This window comes from Photobacterium sp. DA100 (genome assembly GCF_029223585.1).
GTDB lineage: Bacteria > Pseudomonadota > Gammaproteobacteria > Enterobacterales > Vibrionaceae > Photobacterium.
This window is the reverse complement of record NZ_CP119424.1, coordinates 955,398-979,487: the sequence shown is the minus strand read 5'-3', so window position 1 is coordinate 979,487 and position 24,090 is coordinate 955,398. Positions and strand designations below refer to the sequence as shown.

Genomic DNA, 24,090 nt, shown 5'->3' with positions numbered 1-24,090 from the left:
TCATTTATTCAGATTCTTTAGTTTCGGAAATTTCTTCAAAGATTGATGGGATTATAGGGCGCTCTTCGTCTTCTACTGGTTGAGGTGTCTCATAAGGCTCACAAGTCACAAAAGTTGTGTAGGTATCAAAGCTTAGCTGGGCTAAACAAGAGTGTATGGCTGTTACCTTCAACCCTATGTGCTCAGGCCGAAAGGTATCTCGCGTTCCTGACTGTACAAAAGCATACTCATAACGAATCTTTGCATCCGAGTGATAGGCCATGCTCCCAGTGATGTATACACCAGAAACCGAGGAGGCAATAAAATCAAACAGAGACTGTCTGTTGGTTAAATTCGAACGATTTAAATCAGTTTTAGGATAGATACGTAACACGTCATCGGTTTCCATATAGCTGAGGTTATGCGCACGCAAGATGCTGTAAAACAACCTTTGGAAATTCCCATGTGAGACACCATATACTTTGAGAGTGCCATTTATGGCAGGGTCAACAATGACAGCTTTGGAAAAGACCTCCGAGGCCATAACAAAAAATTGGTCGAGTGTTTTCCCGGCTGCATTAACTGACACCGTTGCTTGAGCTGTTGGGGCCAGCAATGCGATCAATAGTAAGATAATCCTCATTTGAACAGTCCCTTTGATTGTGTTTTCTTGTTAATCCTTTGACTAGTTGAAGCTAGATGCGGATCAAATAATCCGTTGTTAGCAATGCTTAAGCAGCTCTCCAATTCAATCGAATAGGCGGTCGCTTGCTGGGTAATACACCGACAATCAGTTGAAGTCTGGTAGCACATCAAATCGGGGTACGAAGCTGGTTCTAATCCACCGTTATAGATAGGAGCTGTCCAAGGCAAAGCTTTTATCATTGGCTGATAAGCTAAAATATCGGTGTTCGATTTTTGGGTTGTTGGAATGGTTGAGTCACTGCTTGATACGATTTCACTATCGGTTGGCTGCTCATCACTGAAAAAGAGGGAATAGACATATGGGAAGCCGACAAACAACATCAATAGGAAAGCAAAAATGGATGCAGCCCCAAGGATAAGGCCGCGTTTTGCTCCTTTGCTTAGTTTGTTGTTGTTGGTATCAAGCTCGGTCGAGTAGTAAGAACCATAAAGGTGAACAGGGCGCTTAACCAATGATTTGTCAGCAGCTTTCTTTTCGAATGGGTTGCTAATATCGATGTACTTTTTCTTCTTATAACACGCAACACGATCAGCACCGGCGAACTCATAGTGTGTATGGTAGTTCATCATGCGCCGGATAAAGATATCGACATTGGCAAAGTCTTGAGTAATGAAAACAAGATCCTTGCCAGTATGGCGGTGGGTAGAAATTGCCTCGAGTTCCTTGGGTACATCACCGCGCGTTCTCGGCGGCCAGTAATGATGTATTTCGTCCATGACAATTACTGACTGATTTGGCAACTCGACCCAAGACTTCGGATTATCGAAATGCGTCCAGTGATAATTGAGCGGCTTGAGTTGGTCGAAGGTCAGGGCAGTTTCATCCATCTGCTTAATAGTTAGGTATTCATCTAGCTGTGCTAGCCGTTCCTTGGAATAGACACGACGAACCCAATACAGCAAGATCTCGACCGGATTCGAATTACTATGATCTTGTTTGAGGTAAGGGAAGTCTTCCAGTTCAATAAAGCGATCTTCTTTCTTATGGATGGACTGTACCTTGCGAACCAATGCCGTATTGGATTTGTTGTTGTGAAGATACCAGCCGTAGAACCAACCCTGAAATGATGAACATACATCAAAGTCCAGCATCAACAAGGGGATTCGGTGATAATAAACTTCACGGCCTTCAAAGTTAGATTCACTCGTTACCATATCAATGGTGTTGAGGGTTTTACCCGCACCTGGTAGTCCTGATATGCCATATTCCATGAGTTATTTCCCCGTCCCATTCCATGAAGGAAGATATTTTTTCGACGACAGCCCTTTAAGACCAAGTACAAACAAATGAGCAGTAAGAATAATGTTGATGGCCTTATCCAATCCCAGTAAGCCCATAATCCCGACTATATCAGCAGGCATACCACCAAAGCTGGCATCTATCTTATTCACAAAGTAATCGAGGCCAACATTAATCCCTTCTACTACCAATAATGAAAACCCCAGTGTGACAGCTCCCTGAATAAAAATAGAAGTAATGAAAGGCACTAATTTGGGAAGGAATGAAGCACCAATCCAAGATATTAAATTAACAATTAGACCCATAATTCCACCTATAAGTTACCAATCCCACGACCAACCGTTAAAGCAGCAACTAACCAAGCAATAGCAATAATGAATGGCTGTAAATATTTCGCCAAATCACATAACGGTTGATAACTGAATTCAACAGTTTCCCCAAGCACAGATGCAGAAATAGGAGAAGGGCAACTTGATGAAAGCGAGACACCACTATTTAAGTATTTTGTATCCGGATTGCTGAAATCTAACACGTCAGGGTTAACAAAATCAGCATTCTCACCAGCGGCAATGATTGCATCAATTCCCGAATCTATTCCCTTAAAGTCAGGTTCATAACATTGTTTAGCATGTTCAAGTCTAAGCAGATTGCAGAGAACTGGTTCACCTTCACAGACAAACTCAGCACATTTAGTAATATCTGCCTTTTTAGATTGGCATGATGAATGGTCTTTGTTTCGCTCACAGAAGCCTTCCAATAAGGTACTGTTAACATCATCTACGCCTTGTTTTATTTTCTTTAGTTGGTCAGTGCCTTTATCTACAGCCTTTACAATATCATCAGTTCCGTCGCTAACAGATTTGACTACATCATTTGTATTCTTAGCCATTAAGTCATTGCCCTCGATAGCCAAATCGTTAGAAACCATATTGGCATCAATTAGGGCGGTGATTTGTTTATTTGAGTATTCCGAAGAACTTAAAATATCATTAGCAATGTTATTTGCGGTTGTAGTGTTATTTTTAATTGCCACATTAGTATTATAGTGCTGGTCTTTAATTGCAGCAGTAACTTGCCTGATGGCTGCTAATACATCTTCCGAAGGTTCCACATCGCACAATGCAGGGTTTTCAATGCAGGCAGGATCATCTGGCGGATACAAACAAACATCAGGATTATCACGACAGAAATCGGGCATTTCACCGGGACCACCACCATCGGGACCACCACCATCAGGGCCACCACCATCGGGACCACCACCATCAGGGCCACCACCATCGGGACCACCACCATCAGGGCCACCACCATCGGGACCACCACCATCAGGGCCACCACCATCAGGGCCACCACCATCAGGGCCACCACCATCAGGGCCACCACAGTCAGGGCCTATGCAATCATCAATAGGGATATAGTCACACTGAAAATTAGCCGATTGGGTTTCTGCATTACATGATGCAGAGAAGTTCATGTTGTGGTTTTCTGGTAGGCCATCAAAGCATTGCTGTTCTGCAGCTTGTTTGTCTTGGTTGAATTGTTCTGATGAACAATAATTATCAGGAACACATTCAGTACTTGGATATTCACCATGTGTCGAACCCTCAGGGCAGTGTTTCGATGGAAACCCCCAAGCAAGTGAAGCCTGTAAATAAGGATGATCAGGAATAGGTGAAGGTTTACATGTATCAACCAATGGCTTAGCGTTTGGATACGTATCAAAATTAGGTTTGTGTTTGGCAAACCATGCATCACATGTTGGATATTGTTTTAACTCTAAATAACCTTGAGATAATGGTGGTACAGTCACCCAATAATAATCCGAAGAATAGGAATTAGCTGAAAATAAAAGTAATGTAAAGATTATGACTCGAAGAAACATTTACTACCTTCCATCACTAAGTAAAATTGACATAGATAAAACAAACACAGCCATACAATATCCACCCAACATCCATGATTGGTCTAACATAAAGCCTCCAATAAAAAAGGGCAGCAATCCGCCACCCTTAATTAGAAATGAAACAACCGAAGTTAATTAACTAAAGATGGCACCTTTAACCCACTTGAAAGCAACAGAAGTTGCAGCTGGAGCAAGCTTTGCTACACCAATTGCAGATACCGCGGCAGTAATACCAGCAATAACAGTAACAGCACCGCTAACATCGACTGCTTCTGCAAAAGCAGGTGAGGAAGACGCCAAAACAGCAGCTGCAATTAAAATCACATTAGACTTTTTCATATAACATTCCTTATTAATCAGAAATAGATAAACGTATTTGCCTAAAGGCATACGCAGTAACTAAAGGAATCAAAGACGTTCCTATTAGAGTTTTTAAATCTGCTACCGATAAAGACACTTCAGCAACATATTTAACTGTCCAGCCTACAGGGCAATCACCATTTATAAGCTCGACCGTGCAGACTGGGATATACATTTTTAGTACCTAACACTTGGAAGAATATATTTATCGTAAATCCATATCGGCAGCATTTTTCCATGTTCGGATTGGAGTCGATAATAATGGACAATAAAGTTTGTTTTCATACTAATCCTTAAAGTCCACGACAACATTACGGGTCGGGTTCTGCGGGTCAGGCTCCAAGACCAGCTGGAGCTGGGTAGGATAGGAGAGTCCGGCGAACTGGGCGTATAGGTTCTGGTTGAACGCCATCGGGATTTGTTTTTCCTGCATACCGCAACGCTGGATGTTGTGGTCGTCGTTGACGAAAGATTCAGCCGACGCCAAGTACATTACGTTTGCCATTTGGTAAGGCTTGGGTGAGCCGGATTTCTTTGATACGCCGCTGCCCAATACAGCGCCCGTTACCATTACGTTTAAAGTTGTCATTGTCTTATTTCCCTGTATGTCATTACGCTAGTGAATAAATGTCGTGGTTATCGGGTTCGATGAACTTCATACATCGGAGCCGGATACCACTGGATTCGTCCGTATCCTCATAGACAGGCTGATTGAGTCGGTCTGGTATCTCATGGGATTCAAGATGGTTAGTCAGCAAACGGACAATCTGGGAGTCATCCATATCCAGACATTGGCGCATGAAGTTAACCAGCTTGCCGCATTGGGTAGCACCGTTACGCACTGCGTTATCAACGCTGGTAAACCATTTGCGCTTATGGGTAGCAATGCGGCATTGGTTTTCCTTGCTGACGAAGCTAAGGGCAGGGTAAGCGCCTGCCAGATACTTGTCGGGTTCAAGCAGCACATCAAACGGCAGTACACGATCTTTGGCGCGTAGCTCGAGTTCCCAGCGTACCCAGTCTTTGTGCTCGGACTTGAGCTGTTTGCCTTTTTCGTACACGCGAAGCATCTTGCCAGCATCACGAGTACCGACATAAAGCGACTTGCCTTTGTCAGCCACGAAACCAAAACGTTTCTTGAGTGTTTCACTGTTGCCAGAGGTTTTCTGGTAGCAGGCCACTTGGGACATATGGCCCGACTCGATATAACAGTAAGAAGACGGACGGCCACGGGTAACAAACTGACCATGCTCAGCCATTTTGCGCGCTGTCTGGATGTTGTATTTACCGTCGAGAGAATCGAATGCGATATCTACGCGAGTAATTTTTGCACCTGGTAGTTGGTGCAGTGCGTTATGAACTTCATTCAAATCCAACACAGCCGTACCCGTACCGGAGAACGACACATAGCAGCCGTGGTTTTTTGCGCCCCAAGCACACAGGCCAGCTTGTTGGCCGTTAACGAGAATGTTGGCGGAATGCGAGTAACCAGAGAAGCCGCCGGAACGCAGGGAGAAAGACCAGTCATTGCCGAACAGGCCAAGGCCGTGATTAAGGCGATTGATGAAGCGGTCAACTTCACCACGACAAAGACAGTCCAAGGTGTTCAGGCCGAAGTGGTCGAGCATGTCACGTTTGATTTCATGGAACTTGCGCGAGTCAGCACCGATAGCAAATTCAGTATCGCGAAGTTTGGCGCGGATAGCGGCCTTGTAATCAATAGCGGCAGTATCCAAGGCGTCACGGGTTACACTGTCACCATATTCATTGAATTCGAAACCACGGATAGCCTTGATGGAAGCGCCCATTTTGGCGAGGTCGAAGATTTGGCTCAGTTCCTCGGGTGTCCACGAGAAGGACAGGTAATCAATAATCGCAGCCATTGTCGAAAACCCCCGAGTCATAAAGTGATTGCCAGTTATCCGCCGTGACCAGATGAAGCTCATAGCCGGCGGGGTAAAATTCTTGTCCGATTTGGTGCAGCTCAGCCAACGAACGGAAGTACTCGGGTTCGCCATCAATGAAGGCAAAGCCAGTCCCGTCGTCGTTGATTTCGTAGTAGAGCTGTGAGGCCATGTTTCTGCATCCAAATCCCGATTTATGTATAGCGTAAGTGACAATAATCGGGATTGTAAATAGACAAATTTCGGGATTAACGCGCTAGAATGGAATAAACGGAGGGATTATATGTACGCTAATAAATTGCTTGATGCCTACAAAACATCAAAAAACTACATACAAGACAAGCAAATTGCACACGACTTGGATATCAGTCCACAGAAGATTAGTAAAATCCGCAAAGGTGAACGGTATCTAACTGATAGTGAAGCAATCTTTCTTGCGGAAAGTACAAACATAGATCCTCATGAAGCATTGATCTTTCTGGCAGCCGACAAGGCCAAGGATGTTAAGGCGCAAAAGTTATGGCAGGACATAACGGCAAAGTTAAGTAACCAAGGATTTAGGGGCTTAGTCCTTGGTTTGACAGGATTTTTAGCCCTGGTGCCAACCATCCCTCAGTACGCATTATGTATATTATGTTAAATTAAGGATTGGTATAGAAATATCAATTTTACTCTAGTTACATCAATCACGCTGTCTACTACACTCTTTCATCAGTGCATTGTAAAGTTTGGTGGCAATTACAGTGTCACTTCGTGCTATTTAACCGTAATGCTGATTTACCATAAAGTAGATAATTTGCAGATCAGCAAAATGCCTCTCGCAAGTTTGCGTGTGCCAGTTTGCTATCGTGAAAATTATCTGAAAAAAAGCCCCAAGCAATGCTCGGGGCTTTGGGATGTTTGCCTTAAGATGAAGCTTATTAGCCGCCGGCTAGTTTTACTGTGTGGCCTTTCTTCTCAAGTGCAGCTTTAATGACATCGCGCTTGTCGCCTTGAATCTCGATGTTGCCGTCTTTAACCGAGCCACCACAGCCGCAAACTTTTTTCAATTCAGCAGCCAGCAGCTTCAACTGTGCATCCTCGAGGTCTAAGCCTGTTACGATGCAGACACCTTTGCCTTTACGACCTTTGGTTTGGCGTTGGATACGAACAATGCCATCACCTTTTGGGCGTTGAGCTGCTGGTTTATCTTCTTTAATGCGGCCTGTTTCTGTTGAAAAAACCAAACGGCTGTTGTCGTTCATGGGATAATCTCGTTTAAATTCTTGGAACTGTGAACCAGGTAATATCTTGTGACTTCTCATTTGAATATCACCTGAACCAGAATAGTATCAATAATAGGTACTGTAACGGAAACAGTTATGATTAAAAACGTAATTTTTGATTTTGGTGCGGTTTTGTTCGAGTGGAATCCTGCAAAAATCGTCTCTACCTTTACAGATTCGAAGGATGAACAAACCCTTTTGCTAGAACGTGTTCTTAATCATCCCGACTGGCTTGCCCTAGATCGCGGGACGATGCTGATGGCCGAAGCAATTCCGCGTTGCGCTGGTCGAGTCAATTTTCCCGAATCGAGGATGGAAGATTTTTTCGAGCATATCCAAAATAGCCTGTGCTTGATAGATGAAACCTACAACCTGGTTAACCAGGTACTTAGCCTTAACCTTTCAGCCTACTTTCTCACAAATATGAGTAGCGCTTTTTTTGAAAAGCTCAATGAACGTCATGGGTTGTACCAACTCTTCGACGGAGGCTTAGTCTCTGGCAAAGAGCTTAGCATTAAACCTGAAGCTGAAATTTTTGAATTACTATGCCAGCGCTTTGAGATCAATCCGGAAGAGTCATTATTTATTGATGACCAACCTAAAAATTTAGAGGCAGCTAAATCGCTTGGTTTCAAGGTTTTTCTGTTTAAATCCCCGCAGGAAAGCTGTCGCGATATTCGTAATTTGCTAAAAATTAACTAGAATTTCTCATAACAAGATGAAATTCATTTATCGTTCATCTTAAAAATGGCATATTGCCTACTAATTAGTACCTAATAGTCAGGAGTATTCGTGAAGAGACTTTTAATCCCTGCATTGCTGTTGTTCTCTGTTGCGGGTTCTAACCTTGCCTTAGCTGAGGCTAAAAATGATGATTCCAAATCTATTGTAGGTCAAGTCGAGACAATCAAAGTCTATGATTTAGATATGGATTATCTAGCCCGCATCGATACTGGTGCTGCGACAACATCCATTCATGCTAAGGATATCAAGGTCATAGGTGAAGAAAGTGACAGTGATAACATGCGCGATCACCTTGGCCATACCGTCCAATTCACCTCTATTAATGAAAAAGGTGAAGAAGCCACCTTCAAAGGGAAAATTGTCAAGGTTAGTAAAATTCGTAATGCCCAGGGAGTTGAGCGCCGTTATGCAGTAAAAATGGACTTAGGCTGGAATGGTGAACACAAAACTGTCGCGGTCAATTTGCGAGACCGGAGCAAACTTGAGTATAAGCTACTGATTGGAAGAAACTGGCTTGAGGGTGATTATCTCGTAGACGTTGAAAAGCTAGATGAAGATGATTAACTCATTCGTTATATAAATATAGTTAACAAAAACGCCCTACTCTGGGCGTTTTCTATTAGCTCTTCTGCATTTTTGTAATAACTAAATCTAGGTGCTTTTTTATTGCAGCCGGAGAGCCTTTTAAGAGTTTAGTCCCTAAGATAACATACCAGCCATTAGGCTCACCATTATCATTGATCAACTTATAGCCTTTGTATTCTTCTATTTTTTGACCATTCTTCTCTGATGAATTTCGGGCAAGGAATTTTTCCGGTGGCATGAACGTTTGCATATCGTACCACCAGTCAATGCTCTTTTTTACAAGAGTAAGCTTATTGATAACAGTATTTCCATTGATAGTTGTCTTCCAACCATCGGGTGCTCCTGAGGCGTTTTCAATATTGTGGCCTCGATGGAACAGTCTTTTTTTCATTTCTGCCTCGTTTGGTTGAGCCATAATGAACCTCATGATTATCATCAGTTATTTTAATATAAGCATCAAAATCTGCGTTTGTCTGCTGTCAAGGCTCATTAATGTTATTTTTTTGCAATTATATATGAAGTTCATCAATTTCTATATTAGAATATTACCTAATACAAATTATAGTGCATTAGAAGAGTAAGTTATGGCCAAAGAGATTGCTGCAATACTAGATAAGACTGAATGTTTGAAAAGCATTAAACGTTTTTCGAAACCGATCGAGTCCACAGCCCTTCTCGATAACTTAACTCACAATAAGTACGCCTCGAATACGCTCATTTCATTCAAGAACGACTGGAATAATTTCTTGAGCTTCTGCAGCGCAGAGCACATACCAGCCCTGCCGGCCAAGCCGGATACGGTTCATCGTTATATCGAACAAATGGCGAAGAAACGGAAATTGGCCAGCTTGAAACGTTACATGGTCACTATTTCACTTATCCATCGCTGCCACAACCTCAGTGATCCTTGCGCTAAAGCTGAGATACGTATTGCTATGAAAAAACAGCAGCTTGAAAAACATGATGACTCTCAGAACGCCGCCCCATTTCGAGATGAACATCTTCAGCAACTGGTCGACTATTTTGAATTGTCTACAAAGCCTAAGGATGTCAGAGATTTAGCGATATGGGCTGTTATGTTCGAAGCTATGCTAAAACGAAGTGAATTGGCTGCGCTATGCGTAGAAAACCTTTATATCCATAGTTCCGGTCTCATTGACCTAGAGGTAGGCAGTACAACAATCTCACTTAGCTCAATTGCCTCAAAAGCTCTACAAAGATGGCTGATGCTCGGTATGGTCAACGACGGGTTTGTTTTTAGACGTATCGACCGTCACGGCAATATTGGCGACAAACCATTAGACCATTCATCTATCTACCGTGTGTTCCGCCGGGCAAGCGAAGAACTGGGGCTTGGCAATACCTCCCTGTTTTCGGGCCAATCTCCACGTGTAGGTGCCGCTCAGGACCTATCAGACGCCGGACTTTCAATTGTTGAAATCCAAGAACAAGGCCGATGGAAAAGCCCGGCGATGCCCGCGCAATATGTCGGCAACACCGATAGGCATGAAAAAGAAATTAGTAAGTTTATTAAGCCAAAACCTTGGGAAAAGTAACGCTGAATTTTTGTTTGGAGAGGAAATTGTAGTTATTTTCAACAACCATAAAATTATAGTGCGTTAGGGGCAAAAAAGGTGTTTTATCTTTTGGGTTCATCAGTCCAATGCTCGCTGTAGCCTTTCGACATATCTATGGATGCGGTTATTCTGTCGAATAAGGACATTAATGGTTCCATATTGCCAAAATAACCTGCCTGATTTGCCTCTACCCACTCATCAAGCCCTATCCCTTCCCAACACACTTCATAACCAGCATTAATTGCCAGGATTTCAAAGAAAATCCGTTGTACCCGCCCATTTCCTTCTCTGAATGGGTGGATAACATTCAGCTCACAATAGAAAAAAGCAATTTTCTCAATAAATTCTTGCCGTCCTAAGTGACACAAATGATCTTGCCTAGACAACTGCTCCAGTAACTTTACGGATTCACGTTCAATATTTTCCCAGTGGCAAAACCGTGTCTCACCTTTTGTGATATCAACGGTTCTTGGTATGCCAGCCCACGGGTAGAGATCCTGGAAAAGGATGCGATGAATTTTTTTCAGGTAGTCAAACGAGAAGTTATTGAAATCAGGCTCAAAATGACTAGCCCGGACCCGCGTAAAATCACGCTCAGCCGCTTCGAGTTCGTCCTCATCTCGAATGTTGAGCAAATTAATAAGTACCGTACTGTTTGGATAACAGTCTGGATCTCTATCTACCCCATACCTATCTGGCATATTGACCTTTCAACTTGTTGATTTGTTCAACTTCCAGCAGACCGCCATCATGGCTGACACTCTCTTCAGGCTCAAGGTGAATACCTTCAAGTCGCAGACTGGCACGGTAATTCTTCGCCTGTAACTGCTTAAAGTGCCTCTTTTTCTCATCATCCGTTAACATTAATTATCTGTCGCCTCATAATCGTTATCTGTGCTGGCGTGCTATATCTGATTATAGCCAGTCTGATTTGAGATGAAAAAAAGCCGGGCTAACCCGGCTCTTCAATTATTCCACAGCATTCTTGATTGCTTGCTCCAAGAAGCCTTTGAACGTATGGCCATGGTGCTCAAGCATTTTAGGGAACATCGATATCGGAGTCATTCCAGGGAATGTATTGATTTCATTCAGAAGGATCTCACCTTCCTCACTCAAGAAGAAATCAATTCGCGACAGATCCTTTAGCTTCATATGAACAAAGGCTTTGCGAGCATACCCCCTGATCGCATCGATTTGCTCCTCGGTAAGGTTTGTCGCTTCAACCACCGTTGTCGAGTGGCTATCTGCACTGTATTTCTCTTCGTAGGTGTAGAATTGGTCGTCAGGACACGATACTTCACCAGGCTTAGTAATAATTAGCTCACCATTATACTGGTAAGAAGAGATCTCCAACTCACGCGGCTTAATCGCTTTTTCAATCAAAACTTGCTCTGAATAACCGAATGCCGCATTGATAGCCTCTTCCAACGCCTCTTTTTCAGTGACTCGGTAACAGCCAACAGACGAACCTTGGCTCGCGGCTTTGACAAATACTTTACCCCACTTATCAAAAGCGTCTGCTGCCTGCTGGTGTGCTTCAGAGGTATTTTCACTCAAGAACACATATGGCGTATTTGGAATTCCCAGTGCATCGAACCATAGCTTGGTTGTTATTTTGTTGAAGCAATTAGTGCTCGCTTCCGCACCACAACCAAGGTAAGGCAGTTTGGCCATATCAAGAAACGACTGGAGATCGCCAGTTTCACCAGGAAAACCATGAACACACGGAATAACATAATCGACGGTTGATTTGTCACCGCCCTGCTGTAATGTGCGGTCGAGGTTAAGGTGACAAAGCTGGCCCTGGTGATTGAACCAGCCATCAGATTTCATTTCTATTCGGGTATAGGTAATGTTGTCAATCTGCTTGAGCTGCTGTTCAATGTAATTTGCAGATACTAGAGAGACTTCGTGTTCGGCACTTCCGCCGCCACAGAGTAATAATACGTGGATTGAGCTCATTATCATCCCTTGTTATTGTCACTGGCTCTCATAGCCAGTGGCTAATTGTTGCTTATACACCTTAATGCATGCCAATACTGTACAAAGATAAGCTGTATATAAAAATCTTTCTTAATAGTAATAAAAAAAAGGTGACTATTGCACCTCATATCTATACTTATGGCGATTTCTTTCGTTTTTTTGACAAATAGCAGCCGCTTGAACCAAAAATCACCCAACCAATGTAATTTTTGGTGGCAAAACACAAAACCCACAGTCTCATTAGGTAAGACGGTGGGCGTGTGTTATTGCCGTTAAGCTGCATCCGCCCCAAACTGGTGACGCGTTTTATTGGCGTATGCAACCAGCGACAGCATAACAGGTACCTCAACTAGCACCCCCACGACTGTAGCCAATGCCGCACCAGAATGAATACCAAACAGACTGATCGCCACTGCGACAGCTAACTCAAAAAAGTTAGAAGCACCTATCATTGCGCCGGGTGCCGCAATATTATGCGGTTGCTTCCATTTTTTCATCCACATATATGCAACGGCAAAGATCAAATAAGTCTGAATCAACAGTGGAATTGCTATCAGTATAATATCTAGCGGGTTATCAATAATTGTTTGGGCTTGAAAACCGAACAGAAGGACTACCGTACCGACCAAACCCAAGATAGAGAAAGGTTTGAGAGTTGCAGCCAATTTATCCAGCTTGTCTTGTTTACTACCTTTTCTGTGCAGGTAATGACGGGTAATGGCCCCGGCAATTAATGGGATAACAACGAACAATGTGACCGAAAGCAACAAAGTATCCCATGGTACAGTGATATCCGTTACCCCTAGGAGCAAGGCCGCGATGGGAGCGAAAGCAACAACCATAATCAAGTCATTAATCGCAACCTGGACCACAGTATAATTGGCATCACCTCTGGTTAACTGACTCCATACGAAGACCATCGCAGTACAAGGTGCCACACCCAGCAGGATCATACCGGCGATATACTCTTCCCCCAACGACGGTGAAATCCACCCGCCAAACAGGTAGCGGATAAAAAAGATAGCCAGCAATGCCATGGAGAATGGTTTAATGAACCAGTTGACAACAATGGTCACAACCAAGCCTTTAGGGCGGCGATGAAATTGTTTAATCGATGCAAAATCTACCTGCATCATCATTGGATAAATCATTAGCCAAATCAACACCGCTATAACCATGTTGATTTGCGCATATTGTATGTCACCCAGCAGTGAAAACAGCTCAGGAAACAGTACGCCACCAACAATTCCAGCCAGCATACCCAGCCCAACCCATGCACTGAGGAAACGCTCGAAAACACCCATAATGGGAACCTCTACAACTTATTGAATTTACGTTTTTTGAAACAAACTACATAATAAAATTTTAAGACATCGGCCACTCAACCCAATATGGGCATGATTACTTATCTGCTTGTTTACACAGAGTATTGAGCTGGCTCGGGTGACAACTAGCTTGGGTATCCTCACCGCAACACTCTTCGGTCAGATACTTGATCAAGTCCATCATCAAAGTGATATTTGCTCTGTAGCGCAAAAACCTCCCCTGTTGTTCAACGGATACTAGCCCCGCATGTAACATCGCCTTCAAGTGAAACGACAAAGCGTTCGGGGCTATCCCCATTTCCTTTGCCATTTCCCCCGCGACCTTGCCTTCATTTCCAGCCTTCACCAGCAATCGCCATGCATCAAGCCGTACACCTGAAGACAATGAGTCAAATATTGTTGTTGCATTATCTCTATTCATAATTTCAATATTACAAGAACTATTGAAATGATCAAGCTTCGATGTTTCACGAAATACCGAATCAATAGCTTATACACATAAAAAAAGCAGCCAAAGGCTGCTATAAAACTCATTATTACTAGTTGAGACGAGTCAGTTTAGGGCTTGGAGAGGCTTTCACCTCGTCTAAGCTACGGATGAAAGGACCGTAAGATTTAACGTCATTGGGTAGCGCATCCAGTGCCTGACGGGCTTGCTCTCTGGTATCAAACTGCCCGTAAAGCAAGGTATACCATGGGATACCATTAAGCTCCTTCTTGTTCGTCCAAACAGGCTTATCAGAAGGCAACTTATTCATGTAAGAGGTGAAGCCTTTGTTGTGGCTCAACGCCAAGACCTGAATCGAGTAGCCAACCTTCGCTGATTGTGGCTGAGCTGCTTTATCTTCTTCGGCAGCTTTTTTAATAATATCCGCGGCTGTCGCTTGGTCGGCATGATCCCCATCTGAAATGGTTGACTCAGCCAAGTTCGCCAGAGTTTCAGACTCCAGCGGGTCTTGATGAAATATTTCCTGCTTTGATGAACTGATTATTTCAGTATTTCCTGAATCCGAAGCACACCCTGAAATCGCCGCAACAACGGCTAATACGGCTAGTTTTTTCATTATTTCTCTGCCAGACAAAAAATCTTGTGCCATTTTGCCGTCGGAAATTCAACCATTCAAGCCTAAGATTAAGATAGATCAATAACTATCTGCCCTTCATCACAGGATTTAAAGGTAAAATATTACTGCATTTTTTATTTTTGGAGTCCATCATGGCCGATCCCCATATTCAGTGTGATTTAGATATTCTGGATAAGTTAACAGTCATCCTTTATCGCACTGCTCTTTCTGCCTCAGCCGTAATTCTGTCTATTCTGGCCTGGGAAGTTGAAACCGGCACTACGGCGCTTGTTATTGCCGCCATTCTGGCTACCACTACAGTACACATCTACGATAAACGCTTCCGTTGGCTAATCCTCGGCAGCGCCCTTTTCGCTGTCACCTGGTTGCTGGCTGGTTTGTGGGCACCGCTGGCATTAGGTGCTGCGCTATTCTCTTTCAGCGCCCTTGCGATAAAAGAGTACTTTTGCTTCCAAATAAAGCCATTGTTGTTAACCCCTCTGGCTCTGGCAGGCTTCTGGTTCTGTTTGGTGCTTAACCAAAACCAAATCAGTATCGCATTTAGCATGACAGGAGCAATCCTGCTTGCCGTTGCGGCATTTTCTAAATGGCGAATGCCTATGCACTACGATATCGGTGATAAAACAAAGTACCAAATTTAACTGTCACCCACCGATAAGTTAATCATGTGGCAAAGGAGCTGCCACATCAACCAGCCCTCCCTAATCTATTGATATTAGGCCTTGATCACAGCTCATACACTTTAGTCAGAAACTCGCCGTTGCTTTGGTTACACTCAGTGAAAAGCATTGGCAGAATGAGTGTGATATGGATGGACTAGACAAACTCCTTAAACCCAAGTCAATCGCCGTGATTGGTGCCTCGGATAATCCCAAACGAGCCGGTAATGTGGTCATCCGCAACCTATTGTCGGGATCCTTCCATGGCCCTATTATGCCTGTCACCCCAAAATACGATGCGGTTGCCGGTGTCCTGGCTTATCCGACTATAGACAGCCTCCCACGTGTTCCTGATTTGGCCATCGTCTGTACCAATGCTCACCGTAATGTCGAGATTATCAGACAGTTAGGAGAAAAAGGCGTAAAAGTTGCCATCGTACTCGCAGCTGGCATGGCCAATATCGTGACTGAAGGTGAAACAGAAGAGCAACGCATGTTTGCCGTTGCCAATCAGTTTAATATGCGCTTGGTCGGTCCAAATAGCATGGGGCTTATCCTGCCATGGATTAACCTTAATGCCTCTTTCTCGCCGATTGCGGCCAACAAAGGAAATATTGCCTTTATTTCACAATCGGCAGCGGTCTGTACCACTATCTTGGATTGGGCAAAAAATAAAAACGTTGGCTTTTCTACTTTCCTCTCGCTGGGTGATGCTTGCGATATCAATTTTGCCGAGCTGCTTGATAACTTGTGCCGAGACAGTAAAACCGAAGCCATTTTGCTCTACATCGACTCGGTAAAAGACGCAAGGCGGTTTATGTCCGCAGCCCGAGCCGCTGCTCGCAACCGAAGGATCCTGGTTGTCAAAAGTGGCAGGACACCTGCCGGTAGCGCAGCAGCCTTTTTGCATACAGGCTCTCCAGCAGGGCTCGATGCCGTTTACGACGCCGCCATACGTCGCTCAGGGATGTTACGAGTCAACAACACTCACGAGCTTTTCGCTGCTGTTGAAACCCTTGCCCATTCAGTGCCTCTGCGTGGTGAACGCTTGGCCATTTTAACCAACGGCGGTGGCCCTGCGATAATGGCCGTTGATGCGTTAGCTGACCGGGGGGGGAAACTTGCCCAATTAAGCGACGAAACCACCAGCAAACTTTCCGCCATATTGCCTTCGTGCTGGTCCAAGGCCAACCCCATCGACATCATCGGTGATGCAGATATCAGCCGCTATGAACAGGCAGTCAAAATCCTTCTGGACAGCGATGACTTTGACGCCTTATTGATCATGCACTCACCTTCTGCGATTGCTCAAGGTAACGAAACCGCCCAACGATTGGTTGAAGTGCTCAATGCCCATCCACGGACTCGAAAGTTTAATATATTGACTAACTGGGCCGGTGAAGATGAAGCGGTCGTATCACGCAAGATTTTCACCCAAGCGGGTTATCCCGCTTACCGCACGCCAGAAAGTGCGGTTTCAGCCTTCATGCATTTGGTTGAGTACCGCAGGAACCAAAAGCAGCTGATGGAAACCCCCGTCTCGTATGGTGAGACAAAGGCCAATCCGCGTCACGTACATGATGTCGTCAACCACCTGCTTGCTCAGGGTGTCACCCAGCTTGAAACTCATGATGTCAGGCCGGTTCTGGAAGCCTATGGTTTTAAGACTCTCCCTACTTGGATCGCCAGTGATCCTGCAGAAGCGGCCCATATTGCCAACCAAATCGGTTACCCGGTTGCAGTAAAGTTACGCTCCCCCGATATTCCTCATAAGTCTGAGGTCCATGGTGTATTACTTTACTTACGCACCGCGGAGGAAGTCGCCAACGGTGCACAGGCGATTCTTGACCGTGTATCGCTTGACTACCCGAAAGCCAGAATTGACGGTCTGTTGGTACAGCGAATGGCCAAGCGCGCCGGTTCACAAGAGTTACGGTTATCGGTTCACCACGACAGTATTTTTGGTCCGGTTATATTATTGGGTGAAGATACCGGAGATTGGGACATTCATAAGAATGCCGCCGTCGGCATCCCGCCTTTAAATATGGCGCTAGCCCGCTATATGGTTATCAATGCCATTAAAACAGGGAAAATTACCCAGCGAAATCTACCGGACAAAATCGATATCCCCGCGCTGTGCAGACTGCTGGTGAAAACCTCTCAGTTAATTATCGATTGCCCGGAGATAGAGTCTTTCGATATACACCCGTTGCTGGCGACAGGCGACGAAATGACTGTTATTGACGCTTCGATGACAATTCGCCATTTTGAGGGTAACCGCCAGAAACAGCTAGCAATTCGCCCTTATCCCAAAGAGCTTGAGGAAGAAGTTGCGCTCAAAAATGGCGAGCGGATATTGCTGCGACCGATCCTGCCAGAAGATGAGCCTCAGCATGCCGATTTTATCGCCAAGGTTTCTGTTGAAGATCTGTATAAGCGCTTCTTCTCTGATGTCGGTGAGTTTAACCATGAAGCATTGGCTAACTTAACGCAAATTGATTACGACCGTGAAATGGCTTTTGTCGCCGTAAAGGCGTCGACAAATGAAAATGGCAAATTGGAAGAGTCAATAATAGGGGTAACACGGGCTCTATCTGATCCAGAAAATATCGAAGCCGAATTTGCTATCCTTGTGCGTTCAGATCTCAAAGGGATCGGGCTGGGTAGTATATTAATGAATAAGATCATCCGCTATTGCCGAGAAGCCGGCCTAAAGCGCATTACCGGTATGACCATGCCCTCTAACCGAGGCATGGTCATGCTGGCACAAAAGGTGGGTTTCGAGATAGATATCCAAATGGAGGACGGTATCGTTGAAATGTTGCTACCACTTAAATAATAGAGGCAGTAAACCACTGACAGCGGCAGGCTAACAACTAGTGGTTAGCCTGTTTTTTCCACAGCGAGGTAATATGCTGTATGCACCAAGACTTCGCTTTCCCCATTCGGCTACGATTCCAAGCTATCACCAATTCAAGCTCCTGGACGGGATCATCTCCAATAACCACCAGCTCCCCACTTTCTATGGCATCTTGAGCATGGCAATACGACATCGTCGCGATACCTAGCCCGGCCTTCAATGCTTGTAACTTGTCATGCATTGAGCCAACCGTTAGCAAAGGTTGATCATCGAGAATGTTATAGGTCATAGGCGGTAGATTACGTGCCGTATCAGCAACGGCAATACCGCGGTATTGTTTGCGAATAAGCGGATCCAGCGGGTATTTATGTTTATGAATGGGATGATCTGGGTGTGCCAGCCAAATAACATCTATGGTTCCCAGACTCTGGGTTTTGACTTCCGGTGGTGCCACGCTCGGGGCCGGAGCAACGAGGATATCAGCACGGTCTTGCGCTAGCGCTTCCCAGCAGCCCGCCAAAATTTCTTCCTGGAAGCGAATTCGCGTCTTGCTTTGCTGGGCCAAGCCATCCACCAGCGGAAATAACGTGTCCACCTTCACCAGGCCATCGTAGGCAATGGTAATATCGAGCTCCCAACCATGCGCCAGTGCACTGGCATCGGCGATCATTTCATCGGCGGCAGTCAATAACATACGCCCCCTCTCGAGGAGAAGATGACCCGCTTTGGTAAAGACGGCTTTATGACCAGAGCGATCAAAAATAACCAAATCTAGATCTTGCTCCAGTTTCTGCACCTGATAGCTCAAAGATGAAGGCGCTCTGCCTAGCTCTTCCGATGCTGCTGCGAAACTTCCCCGTCGCTCAATAGCATCGAGCACCATCAAAGCTTCAAAAGACAATAGCTTATTCACCTTTTCTCCTTGCGGTCTTAAAAATCACTACGGAAACCAACTTACCCTTTCTAGGAATTCACCTTAACTATCCTTTGCAAGCAAATCCATAAATAATTGGTTAACATGCCAGATAGTTATTCGAGATTGTGCAAGCCAGAGCCCCACTGGTAGTGAAAAGCCTCGAACTCTTCGATGAACACTTTATAGCGTTTTGGTGTATGCAGACTCTGCTTGTAGAGTATGAACAACTCTCCTTGTTCGAACCAGTTACCATCAAACAAACGAACCAGTTCACCACTCTCAACATATTCTCGAACCTGGTTGGCCGGTATCAACCCAATCCCGAAACCTCCCAGAGCTAGATTTATCGCGATATCAATCGAGTTGGTCGTCATGTCGCCAGAGACTTCGACTTGCCTTTTATTACCGTCACGGTTTTGCAAATTCCAATAACGTTCTACGTTCGGCGTATTGGTTTGGGTAATACACTGGTGTAACTCGAGATCATGGACAAATTGCGGCACCCCCTGCTTTTTCAAGTACGCCGGTGAAGCGTAACAGCAGCGCACAAAGGTTGACACTTTTCGGCAAACTACACTTTCATCGCTTAGCCAAAACGGGGCAATCATCAAATCCACGTCCTCAAACAAGGTCAATGTGCAGGGTGTCAAGGTATGGAAGTGTATATGGATATTTGGGTGCTTTTCATGAAAACTCGGTAGGAAAAACTTGGTCAGAAAGCGCGCCATAGGATGAAGGCAACCAATTCGAAGCTGGCCACTAATTCCCTTTCTTTCAACATGCAGTTGCTCGACAGTATGGTCTATCAGATCGAGGATCTTTGTTGCCGACTCAAGAAATGCCTCCCCTTGCGGAGTTAAGCTAATATTGTTGCCCCGCCGGTGTACCAATGTGACATTTAAGTCTTGTTCCAGCGCTTTAATCTTTCGGCTTAATGTCGGCTGGCTCACATCCAGCGCCTTAGCAGTTTCCGTGTAATTGAGTTTTTTTGCCAGCAAGGCAAACATTTTAACCGCTTCAATATCCATTAAATCCTCGCGTTAAGTACCTATCATCCGTGCAATCGAATTTTACTGACTATCACCTCAATATTCTCGGTGCATCACTTAATTAGCAGAAAAACCTGCCCCTTTTTTGATCTCGTATGCGCTATTCATTTTATGAATAGCAGTCATTACGGACCTGCGTATTGCAAAAAAAACAACTCGATATAATTCAACACAATTCTTCATATCTAACCCTTTCGAGTAAGTATTTCATGGATGTAAAAACTAAAGTGCTCTACTGTGCAATGGCCGTGCTGTCGACGCCGGCTTTAGCCAGCGAGTTTGTACCACCGTCGGTCTACGGCTATGTTCTGGGCCAAATAAAATGGGAGGACAATAAAGACTATCAATCTGAAATTCAGAGCGTTCAACTCGGCCTGCTTGGGCACCACCGAACAGATTTAGTCCGGGTTCGCTACAACATTGAGGCGGAATACGGCCGGGATCTAACGGCAAAAACAGAACAAGACCGAGATTTTGACATCCGTCTGAGCGAAGCCAACCTCATTTTGCTTAACCACTCTCTTGGCTCTCTGTATTTCGGCAATGGCACTGTCGGTACCTACAAGGACTTGTATTCAAAAGTCGATATCTTTGACAATAACAATATGAAACGTTGGAGCGGTTCAACTCTCTATCGCCAGGGTGTGTACGGTACCAACCAAATTGCTTACGGGACACCGATTTGGAACGGGCTGCAATTTAAGGGAGCCATCATCAGCCCGAATGACAGCAATGGCAACAATGTCGATGTCTACGGCTTACGCCTGATTTATAACAAGGGCAACTTTAATGCGACTTTAAATAGAGCATCCACCCACCACAAGCAGCTTCCAGCCAATGCGACCGAGGACTATGTCCGCTACGCATTTGTCTCCTCATTCCAACTCAAAGACTTCTATCTCGCTGGCTTGGTTGAATTAAACCAAGACGACCCTGCGGGTGACAGCAATGTCTATGGCTTATCCACAAAGTATCAGCTCAATAACGTGACCTTCAAGCTGGGAGCCCAATTCAAGGATTATGACGATGCTAGCCAAAATAACGAAACCCTCTACCTAGCGAACGCCAGCTATGCGTTCGACAAACATTTCACCACCTTTGTTGAGCTAGCGGAGTACGCAGAAGACAGCAAAAACGATCGCATCAACATCGGCCTGAACTTTCACTTTTAAGGAGCTTTTATGAAAAAACTCATTGCTAGCCTAGGACTGCTCACAACGCTATGCGCTCAAGCTGATGTCACCATCCGCGACTGCGTTATCGTAGAGCCAGCACCCAATGTTAATCGCACCGCCCTTTTTTTCACCGCTGACTATTCCGTTAATGAAGAAGTGAAAGCGCTTCGCTTGCCCTCTCCAGAGGCTATTCTCGGCGGGGACATATCGGCATTAACTGACAATGTGCAGATCCATAAAACAGAAATGAAGGATGGCGTTATGAAAATGCAACGTATCCCGAAACTGTTCCTGGAGAAGGATGGGAAAACCGTGCTCAAAAGAGGTGGCTTGCACTTTATGTTGATGGATCTGAAAAAGCGTCCCGTTGCTGGCGAAAGCTACCCTGTCAACATATGGCTAACCTATCTCGCTGACGCCCAGTGCGAAGCCAGCGTTGTTAAAGCAAACCAACTTTAATTGAGGGCGCAATGAAAATAATTCAGCAAATCAAACAAGTGAAGCGCTCGGTTATTGCCGTCATTGCCTTGGCCGGTACAGGCCTAGGCTTGCTATTCGCCCTCCCAGCGACTGAAGTGCTACATGCATTCAGTACCAACGAATTTTGTGGCTCATGCCATACCATGCAACCTATGGTAGAAACCTTCGAGCAAAGTATTCATGGCGGTAATAACTCCCAGGGTTTTGTCGCAGAGTGTGTTGATTGCCACTTACCCAAGTCCAATGTTGTTGAACAGCTCTACGTCAAAGGGACATCGGGCATGCGCCATCTGTGGGGTGAATATGTAAAGGGAATGGATGCCCTTGATTACCAGGCTAACCATGAAAAGCGTACAGAATTTGTTTTCGATTCCGGTTGTGAAAACTGTCACCGCACTTTAGAACATCGGGCCTCTATAGCCGATGAACAATCTGCAGTTTCCGATCAGGTACACCAGATGGCTTTTGCCAACCGTGACACTGACACAGATTACCAATGCTCTAGCTGTCACTACGACATCGCCCACCCGAATTTGAAACGCAACATGCGTCTACGTGAAGAAGAAAAAATCCGCGAACTAGCGGCAGTAGGAGGCCTATAAATGAAATCTTTGACTCTGCTTTCTCTCAGTATCGCCTCTGCCTTGCTGAGCTCGCCAGCACTACTGGCCGCAGAAGATATCGACAATGGCTACGAGGACTATACCATCAATCGAACTATTGCCGATTTAACAGCCGAAGAAAAACAAATCGCTAACCGGATTATTTTCGGTTGCTACCTCGGTTGCCACCGTCCTGCAAAAGAAGAAGTGCCGGAGACCCTGAGCCCAAAAATCGAGGGGTTTGATCCACAGTACTTCTTCGATCAATGGGTGGACATGGATAACGAGCGCCACTCGGGAATTGCCTCACAAATGAAAGAAATCGTGTACGCGAACAGCCCGAGAGATATGGCCAATACCGCAATCGTGTTAAGCACTCGCACCATGAAGTATAACCCAATGGAGCATGTACTTGAGAGCGAGGCCTTCCAGCGCGGCAAAGAAAAATACGACCAATCTTGTAAGATGTGTCATGGCGACCAGGGGGCAAGCACTCAAGCAGCCTATCCACCACTCAAAGGCCAGATGCCGACTTATCTGTTTGAACAGATGAATTCTTACCGCGATGGCAAGCGAATCAACCGCAATGCACCAATGATGGTGCCATTTGCCAAAATGTACTCAGAGGATGACTACAAAGACATCATTGCCTATGTCACCGGCCAGGAAGTAAAACTGATCGAGCGCCGTGAGTTCATCACCGGCATCGGCATGCCTGCCCCAGAAGGGTTTAAGCTACCAGATACCGGTCAAATCCAGCAGTTCACCGATATTCCGAACGAGGACTCTGATAACCCTCAAAACCCGCTCAGTTATACGATCAGTAAATCTGGCAAGGTGACCCTAGATAACAACACCAAGCTCATGTGGGAGCGTGATGCCTCGCGCATTTGGATGACAGCGGTTGAAGGCCAGCAGTATTGTGACAACCTGGAACTCGACGGCTATACCGACTGGCGCTTCCCGCTGATGAAAGAGCTACAAAGTATCGCTGATATGGGTAACTTCCGCCCTGCTATTGATATGGATGCATTCTTGAATATGCCACGACAGAACTCGGGGATCTGGACCTTCCCTGTCAGTGATCATCCCGATCACGCTTGGCACATTGGTTTCCCCGACGCCCATATTATGGGCCAGCACACGGCGTCTACCAAGCTGGTACGCTGCGTTCGCGCCGACAACGGTGCGGCATATCACAACATGAGTTACGTAGACAACGGTGATGGTACGGTTACAGAACAAGTCACTAACCGTATGTGGCAACAGAAAATAGACTATACCCGCAGAAACTGGGAAGACTCACTGCAGTACTGCAACAACCTCGAGCTGGCAGGCTATGACGACTGGCGCCTGCCAAATATCAAAGAAGCTGTTTCTATCGTCAACTACAACAAAACATCACCGTCAATCGACGAAGAGTTTTTCCCGGATACCCCGGTGAAATATTTTTTCTGGACCAGCACCTCCGATGTTGCCGGCCCGACCCTGCACGTTCGTCCACTGGGGTTACGCAAGAAAGATCAATCTCCCGAGCAGCTTGATCTGCGCAATACCACCGACAACGAAGCATGGGCGCAAGGCTATATGATCGGTTCGGGCCTGGGGATGCAAAAAGACACGGAATTCTACAGCCGTTGTGTTCGCACCCCTTAACCGACTCAGGCCACCCAGCTTGGGTGGCTTTTTTGCCAACC

The 24,090-nt window shown here is 45.3% G+C and carries 28 protein-coding genes; 10 read left to right on the top strand and 18 right to left on the bottom strand.

Annotated features, from left to right (window positions below; all coding sequences use genetic code 11):
- Nucleotides 1-4: 4 nt before the first annotated feature.
- From PTW35_RS22220 to PTW35_RS22185, 8 genes are all read right to left on the bottom strand, one after another.
- Nucleotides 5-622, bottom strand: a complete 618-nt coding sequence (locus tag PTW35_RS22220; protein WP_281029024.1) for a hypothetical protein — start codon at nucleotides 620-622, stop codon at nucleotides 5-7.
- Nucleotides 619-1,896, bottom strand: coding sequence for a zonular occludens toxin domain-containing protein (locus tag PTW35_RS22215; RefSeq protein WP_281029023.1), 1,278 nt, complete (start codon nucleotides 1,894-1,896; stop codon nucleotides 619-621). The genes PTW35_RS22220 and PTW35_RS22215 overlap by 4 nt, the downstream gene beginning before the upstream one ends.
- A gap of 3 nt (nucleotides 1,897-1,899) precedes the next feature.
- Entirely contained in the window at nucleotides 1,900-2,229 is a 330-nt protein-coding gene (locus PTW35_RS22210; RefSeq protein WP_044623349.1) for a DUF2523 family protein, read from the bottom strand.
- 8 nt (nucleotides 2,230-2,237) lie between these two features.
- Nucleotides 2,238-3,803 carry a virulence factor TspB C-terminal domain-related protein gene (locus PTW35_RS22205; RefSeq protein ID WP_281029022.1) on the bottom strand — a complete coding sequence of 522 codons (1,566 nt, stop codon included), beginning with the start codon at nucleotides 3,801-3,803 and terminating at the stop codon, nucleotides 2,238-2,240.
- A 156-nt stretch (nucleotides 3,804-3,959) separates the two neighbouring features.
- On the bottom strand, nucleotides 3,960-4,163 hold the full coding sequence (locus tag PTW35_RS22200) for a major capsid protein (RefSeq protein WP_281029021.1): 204 nt from the start codon (nucleotides 4,161-4,163) through the stop codon (nucleotides 3,960-3,962).
- Between the two features lie 307 nt (nucleotides 4,164-4,470).
- Nucleotides 4,471-4,773: a hypothetical protein gene (locus tag PTW35_RS22195; RefSeq protein ID WP_039461205.1), complete on the bottom strand. Its 303-nt coding sequence runs from the start codon at nucleotides 4,771-4,773 to the stop codon at nucleotides 4,471-4,473.
- 22 nt (nucleotides 4,774-4,795) lie between these two features.
- The gene (locus tag PTW35_RS22190) at nucleotides 4,796-6,067 is read right to left on the bottom strand and encodes a replication initiation factor domain-containing protein (protein ID WP_281027399.1); all 1,272 of its coding nucleotides are present in this window, start codon (nucleotides 6,065-6,067) and stop codon (nucleotides 4,796-4,798) included.
- A complete protein-coding gene (locus tag PTW35_RS22185) occupies nucleotides 6,051-6,260 on the bottom strand; it encodes a hypothetical protein (RefSeq protein WP_281029020.1) in 210 nt (69 codons plus the stop codon). The genes PTW35_RS22190 and PTW35_RS22185 overlap by 17 nt, the downstream gene beginning before the upstream one ends.
- Nucleotides 6,261-6,371: 111 nt before the next feature.
- On the opposite strand from PTW35_RS22185, the gene PTW35_RS22180 reads away from it, so the two are divergent.
- Nucleotides 6,372-6,728, top strand: a complete 357-nt coding sequence (locus PTW35_RS22180; protein WP_281029019.1) for a DUF3693 domain-containing protein — start codon at nucleotides 6,372-6,374, stop codon at nucleotides 6,726-6,728.
- Between the two features lie 280 nt (nucleotides 6,729-7,008).
- On the opposite strand, the gene yciH is transcribed toward PTW35_RS22180, so the two are convergent.
- On the bottom strand, nucleotides 7,009-7,332 hold the full coding sequence (gene yciH / locus PTW35_RS22175; protein ID WP_039457107.1) for a stress response translation initiation inhibitor YciH: 324 nt from the start codon (nucleotides 7,330-7,332) through the stop codon (nucleotides 7,009-7,011).
- 117 nt (nucleotides 7,333-7,449) lie between these two features.
- On the opposite strand from yciH, the gene PTW35_RS22170 reads away from it, so the two are divergent.
- A complete protein-coding gene (locus PTW35_RS22170; RefSeq protein ID WP_281029018.1) occupies nucleotides 7,450-8,055 on the top strand; it encodes an HAD family phosphatase in 606 nt (201 codons plus the stop codon).
- 90 nt (nucleotides 8,056-8,145) lie between these two features.
- On the top strand, nucleotides 8,146-8,661 hold the full coding sequence (locus tag PTW35_RS22165; protein WP_281029017.1) for a RimK/LysX family protein: 516 nt from the start codon (nucleotides 8,146-8,148) through the stop codon (nucleotides 8,659-8,661).
- Nucleotides 8,662-8,716: 55 nt separating this feature from the next.
- Here the strand turns inward: PTW35_RS22165 and PTW35_RS22160 are convergent, their stop codons facing one another.
- Nucleotides 8,717-9,097, bottom strand: a complete 381-nt coding sequence (locus PTW35_RS22160; RefSeq protein WP_281029016.1) for a DUF3319 domain-containing protein — start codon at nucleotides 9,095-9,097, stop codon at nucleotides 8,717-8,719.
- 169 nt (nucleotides 9,098-9,266) lie between these two features.
- Here PTW35_RS22160 and PTW35_RS22155 point away from each other — a divergent pair, with 169 nt between their 5' ends.
- Nucleotides 9,267-10,238: a tyrosine-type recombinase/integrase gene (locus tag PTW35_RS22155; protein ID WP_281029015.1), complete on the top strand. Its 972-nt coding sequence runs from the start codon at nucleotides 9,267-9,269 to the stop codon at nucleotides 10,236-10,238.
- Nucleotides 10,239-10,321: 83 nt separating this feature from the next.
- On the opposite strand, the gene PTW35_RS22150 is transcribed toward PTW35_RS22155, so the two are convergent.
- From PTW35_RS22150 to PTW35_RS22125, 6 genes are all read right to left on the bottom strand, one after another.
- Nucleotides 10,322-10,960, bottom strand: a complete 639-nt coding sequence (locus tag PTW35_RS22150) for a putative adenosine monophosphate-protein transferase Fic (RefSeq protein WP_281029014.1) — start codon at nucleotides 10,958-10,960, stop codon at nucleotides 10,322-10,324.
- The gene (locus PTW35_RS22145; RefSeq protein WP_281029013.1) at nucleotides 10,950-11,123 is read right to left on the bottom strand and encodes a YhfG family protein; all 174 of its coding nucleotides are present in this window, start codon (nucleotides 11,121-11,123) and stop codon (nucleotides 10,950-10,952) included. The genes PTW35_RS22150 and PTW35_RS22145 overlap by 11 nt, the downstream gene beginning before the upstream one ends.
- Before the next feature lie 105 nt (nucleotides 11,124-11,228).
- A complete protein-coding gene (locus PTW35_RS22140; protein ID WP_281029012.1) occupies nucleotides 11,229-12,221 on the bottom strand; it encodes a D-alanine--D-alanine ligase in 993 nt (330 codons plus the stop codon).
- Between the two features lie 293 nt (nucleotides 12,222-12,514).
- On the bottom strand, nucleotides 12,515-13,546 hold the full coding sequence (gene arsB / locus PTW35_RS22135) for an ACR3 family arsenite efflux transporter (protein WP_281029011.1): 1,032 nt from the start codon (nucleotides 13,544-13,546) through the stop codon (nucleotides 12,515-12,517).
- Nucleotides 13,547-13,643: 97 nt separating this feature from the next.
- Entirely contained in the window at nucleotides 13,644-13,988 is a 345-nt protein-coding gene (locus tag PTW35_RS22130) for a helix-turn-helix domain-containing protein (RefSeq protein ID WP_281029010.1), read from the bottom strand.
- Nucleotides 13,989-14,106: 118 nt separating this feature from the next.
- Nucleotides 14,107-14,631 (bottom strand): SPOR domain-containing protein, encoded by a 525-nt coding sequence (locus PTW35_RS22125; RefSeq protein WP_281029009.1) that lies wholly within the window; start codon nucleotides 14,629-14,631, stop codon nucleotides 14,107-14,109.
- A 152-nt stretch (nucleotides 14,632-14,783) separates the two neighbouring features.
- On the opposite strand from PTW35_RS22125, the gene PTW35_RS22120 reads away from it, so the two are divergent.
- A complete protein-coding gene (locus tag PTW35_RS22120) occupies nucleotides 14,784-15,293 on the top strand; it encodes a DUF2301 domain-containing membrane protein (protein WP_281029008.1) in 510 nt (169 codons plus the stop codon).
- Between the two features lie 166 nt (nucleotides 15,294-15,459).
- Complete coding sequence (locus tag PTW35_RS22115; protein ID WP_281029007.1) at nucleotides 15,460-18,150, top strand: bifunctional acetate--CoA ligase family protein/GNAT family N-acetyltransferase; 2,691 nt, start codon at nucleotides 15,460-15,462, stop codon at nucleotides 18,148-18,150.
- Between the two features lie 37 nt (nucleotides 18,151-18,187).
- Here PTW35_RS22115 and PTW35_RS22110 read toward each other — a convergent pair whose 3' ends face one another.
- Both PTW35_RS22110 and PTW35_RS22105 read right to left on the bottom strand, forming a co-directional pair.
- Complete coding sequence (locus PTW35_RS22110) at nucleotides 18,188-19,084, bottom strand: LysR family transcriptional regulator (RefSeq protein ID WP_281029006.1); 897 nt, start codon at nucleotides 19,082-19,084, stop codon at nucleotides 18,188-18,190.
- Nucleotides 19,085-19,200: 116 nt separating this feature from the next.
- Nucleotides 19,201-20,115 (bottom strand): LysR family transcriptional regulator, encoded by a 915-nt coding sequence (locus PTW35_RS22105; protein ID WP_281029005.1) that lies wholly within the window; start codon nucleotides 20,113-20,115, stop codon nucleotides 19,201-19,203.
- 230 nt (nucleotides 20,116-20,345) lie between these two features.
- Between PTW35_RS22105 and PTW35_RS22100 the strand changes: the two genes are divergently transcribed.
- The 4 genes from PTW35_RS22100 to PTW35_RS22085 are packed head-to-tail and all read left to right on the top strand — an operon-like array spanning nucleotide 20,346 to nucleotide 24,049.
- On the top strand, nucleotides 20,346-21,308 hold the full coding sequence (locus tag PTW35_RS22100) for a porin (protein ID WP_281029004.1): 963 nt from the start codon (nucleotides 20,346-20,348) through the stop codon (nucleotides 21,306-21,308).
- Between the two features lie 9 nt (nucleotides 21,309-21,317).
- On the top strand, nucleotides 21,318-21,770 hold the full coding sequence (locus tag PTW35_RS22095) for a copper chaperone PCu(A)C (protein ID WP_039457070.1): 453 nt from the start codon (nucleotides 21,318-21,320) through the stop codon (nucleotides 21,768-21,770).
- A gap of 11 nt (nucleotides 21,771-21,781) precedes the next feature.
- Nucleotides 21,782-22,393 carry a NapC/NirT family cytochrome c gene (locus tag PTW35_RS22090; protein ID WP_281029003.1) on the top strand — a complete coding sequence of 204 codons (612 nt, stop codon included), beginning with the start codon at nucleotides 21,782-21,784 and terminating at the stop codon, nucleotides 22,391-22,393.
- Nucleotides 22,394-24,049 (top strand): DUF1566 domain-containing protein, encoded by a 1,656-nt coding sequence (locus tag PTW35_RS22085; protein WP_281029002.1) that lies wholly within the window; start codon nucleotides 22,394-22,396, stop codon nucleotides 24,047-24,049.
- Nucleotides 24,050-24,090 lie beyond the last annotated feature (41 nt).

Bases quoted from the DNA above. Each gene is read 5' to 3' on its own strand.
- PTW35_RS22115 (WP_281029007.1), top strand. From the start codon at position 15,460: ATGGATGGACTAGACAAACTCCTTAAACCCAAGTCAATCGCCGTGATT.
- PTW35_RS22130 (WP_281029010.1), bottom strand. From the start codon at position 13,988: ATGAATAGAGATAATGCAACAACAATATTTGACTCATTGTCTTCAGGT.
- PTW35_RS22220 (WP_281029024.1), bottom strand. From the start codon at position 622: ATGAGGATTATCTTACTATTGATCGCATTGCTGGCCCCAACAGCTCAA.
- PTW35_RS22205 (WP_281029022.1), bottom strand. From the start codon at position 3,803: ATGTTTCTTCGAGTCATAATCTTTACATTACTTTTATTTTCAGCTAAT.
- PTW35_RS22155 (WP_281029015.1), top strand. From the start codon at position 9,267: ATGGCCAAAGAGATTGCTGCAATACTAGATAAGACTGAATGTTTGAAA.
- PTW35_RS22215 (WP_281029023.1), bottom strand. From the start codon at position 1,896: ATGGAATATGGCATATCAGGACTACCAGGTGCGGGTAAAACCCTCAAC.
- PTW35_RS22170 (WP_281029018.1), top strand. From the start codon at position 7,450: ATGATTAAAAACGTAATTTTTGATTTTGGTGCGGTTTTGTTCGAGTGG.
- PTW35_RS22185 (WP_281029020.1), bottom strand. From the start codon at position 6,260: ATGGCCTCACAGCTCTACTACGAAATCAACGACGACGGGACTGGCTTT.
- PTW35_RS22140 (WP_281029012.1), bottom strand. From the start codon at position 12,221: ATGAGCTCAATCCACGTATTATTACTCTGTGGCGGCGGAAGTGCCGAA.
- PTW35_RS22200 (WP_281029021.1), bottom strand. From the start codon at position 4,163: ATGAAAAAGTCTAATGTGATTTTAATTGCAGCTGCTGTTTTGGCGTCT.
- PTW35_RS22190 (WP_281027399.1), bottom strand. From the start codon at position 6,067: ATGGCTGCGATTATTGATTACCTGTCCTTCTCGTGGACACCCGAGGAA.
- PTW35_RS22150 (WP_281029014.1), bottom strand. From the start codon at position 10,960: ATGCCAGATAGGTATGGGGTAGATAGAGATCCAGACTGTTATCCAAAC.
- PTW35_RS22210 (WP_044623349.1), bottom strand. From the start codon at position 2,229: ATGGGTCTAATTGTTAATTTAATATCTTGGATTGGTGCTTCATTCCTT.
- PTW35_RS22120 (WP_281029008.1), top strand. From the start codon at position 14,784: ATGGCCGATCCCCATATTCAGTGTGATTTAGATATTCTGGATAAGTTA.
- PTW35_RS22195 (WP_039461205.1), bottom strand. From the start codon at position 4,773: ATGACAACTTTAAACGTAATGGTAACGGGCGCTGTATTGGGCAGCGGC.
- PTW35_RS22125 (WP_281029009.1), bottom strand. From the start codon at position 14,631: ATGAAAAAACTAGCCGTATTAGCCGTTGTTGCGGCGATTTCAGGGTGT.
- PTW35_RS22160 (WP_281029016.1), bottom strand. From the start codon at position 9,097: ATGGCTCAACCAAACGAGGCAGAAATGAAAAAAAGACTGTTCCATCGA.
- PTW35_RS22105 (WP_281029005.1), bottom strand. From the start codon at position 20,115: ATGGATATTGAAGCGGTTAAAATGTTTGCCTTGCTGGCAAAAAAACTC.
- PTW35_RS22180 (WP_281029019.1), top strand. From the start codon at position 6,372: ATGTACGCTAATAAATTGCTTGATGCCTACAAAACATCAAAAAACTAC.
- PTW35_RS22095 (WP_039457070.1), top strand. From the start codon at position 21,318: ATGAAAAAACTCATTGCTAGCCTAGGACTGCTCACAACGCTATGCGCT.
- arsB (WP_281029011.1), bottom strand. From the start codon at position 13,546: ATGGGTGTTTTCGAGCGTTTCCTCAGTGCATGGGTTGGGCTGGGTATG.
- PTW35_RS22100 (WP_281029004.1), top strand. From the start codon at position 20,346: ATGGATGTAAAAACTAAAGTGCTCTACTGTGCAATGGCCGTGCTGTCG.
- PTW35_RS22145 (WP_281029013.1), bottom strand. From the start codon at position 11,123: ATGTTAACGGATGATGAGAAAAAGAGGCACTTTAAGCAGTTACAGGCG.
- PTW35_RS22085 (WP_281029002.1), top strand. From the start codon at position 22,394: ATGAAATCTTTGACTCTGCTTTCTCTCAGTATCGCCTCTGCCTTGCTG.
- yciH (WP_039457107.1), bottom strand. From the start codon at position 7,332: ATGAACGACAACAGCCGTTTGGTTTTTTCAACAGAAACAGGCCGCATT.
- PTW35_RS22090 (WP_281029003.1), top strand. From the start codon at position 21,782: ATGAAAATAATTCAGCAAATCAAACAAGTGAAGCGCTCGGTTATTGCC.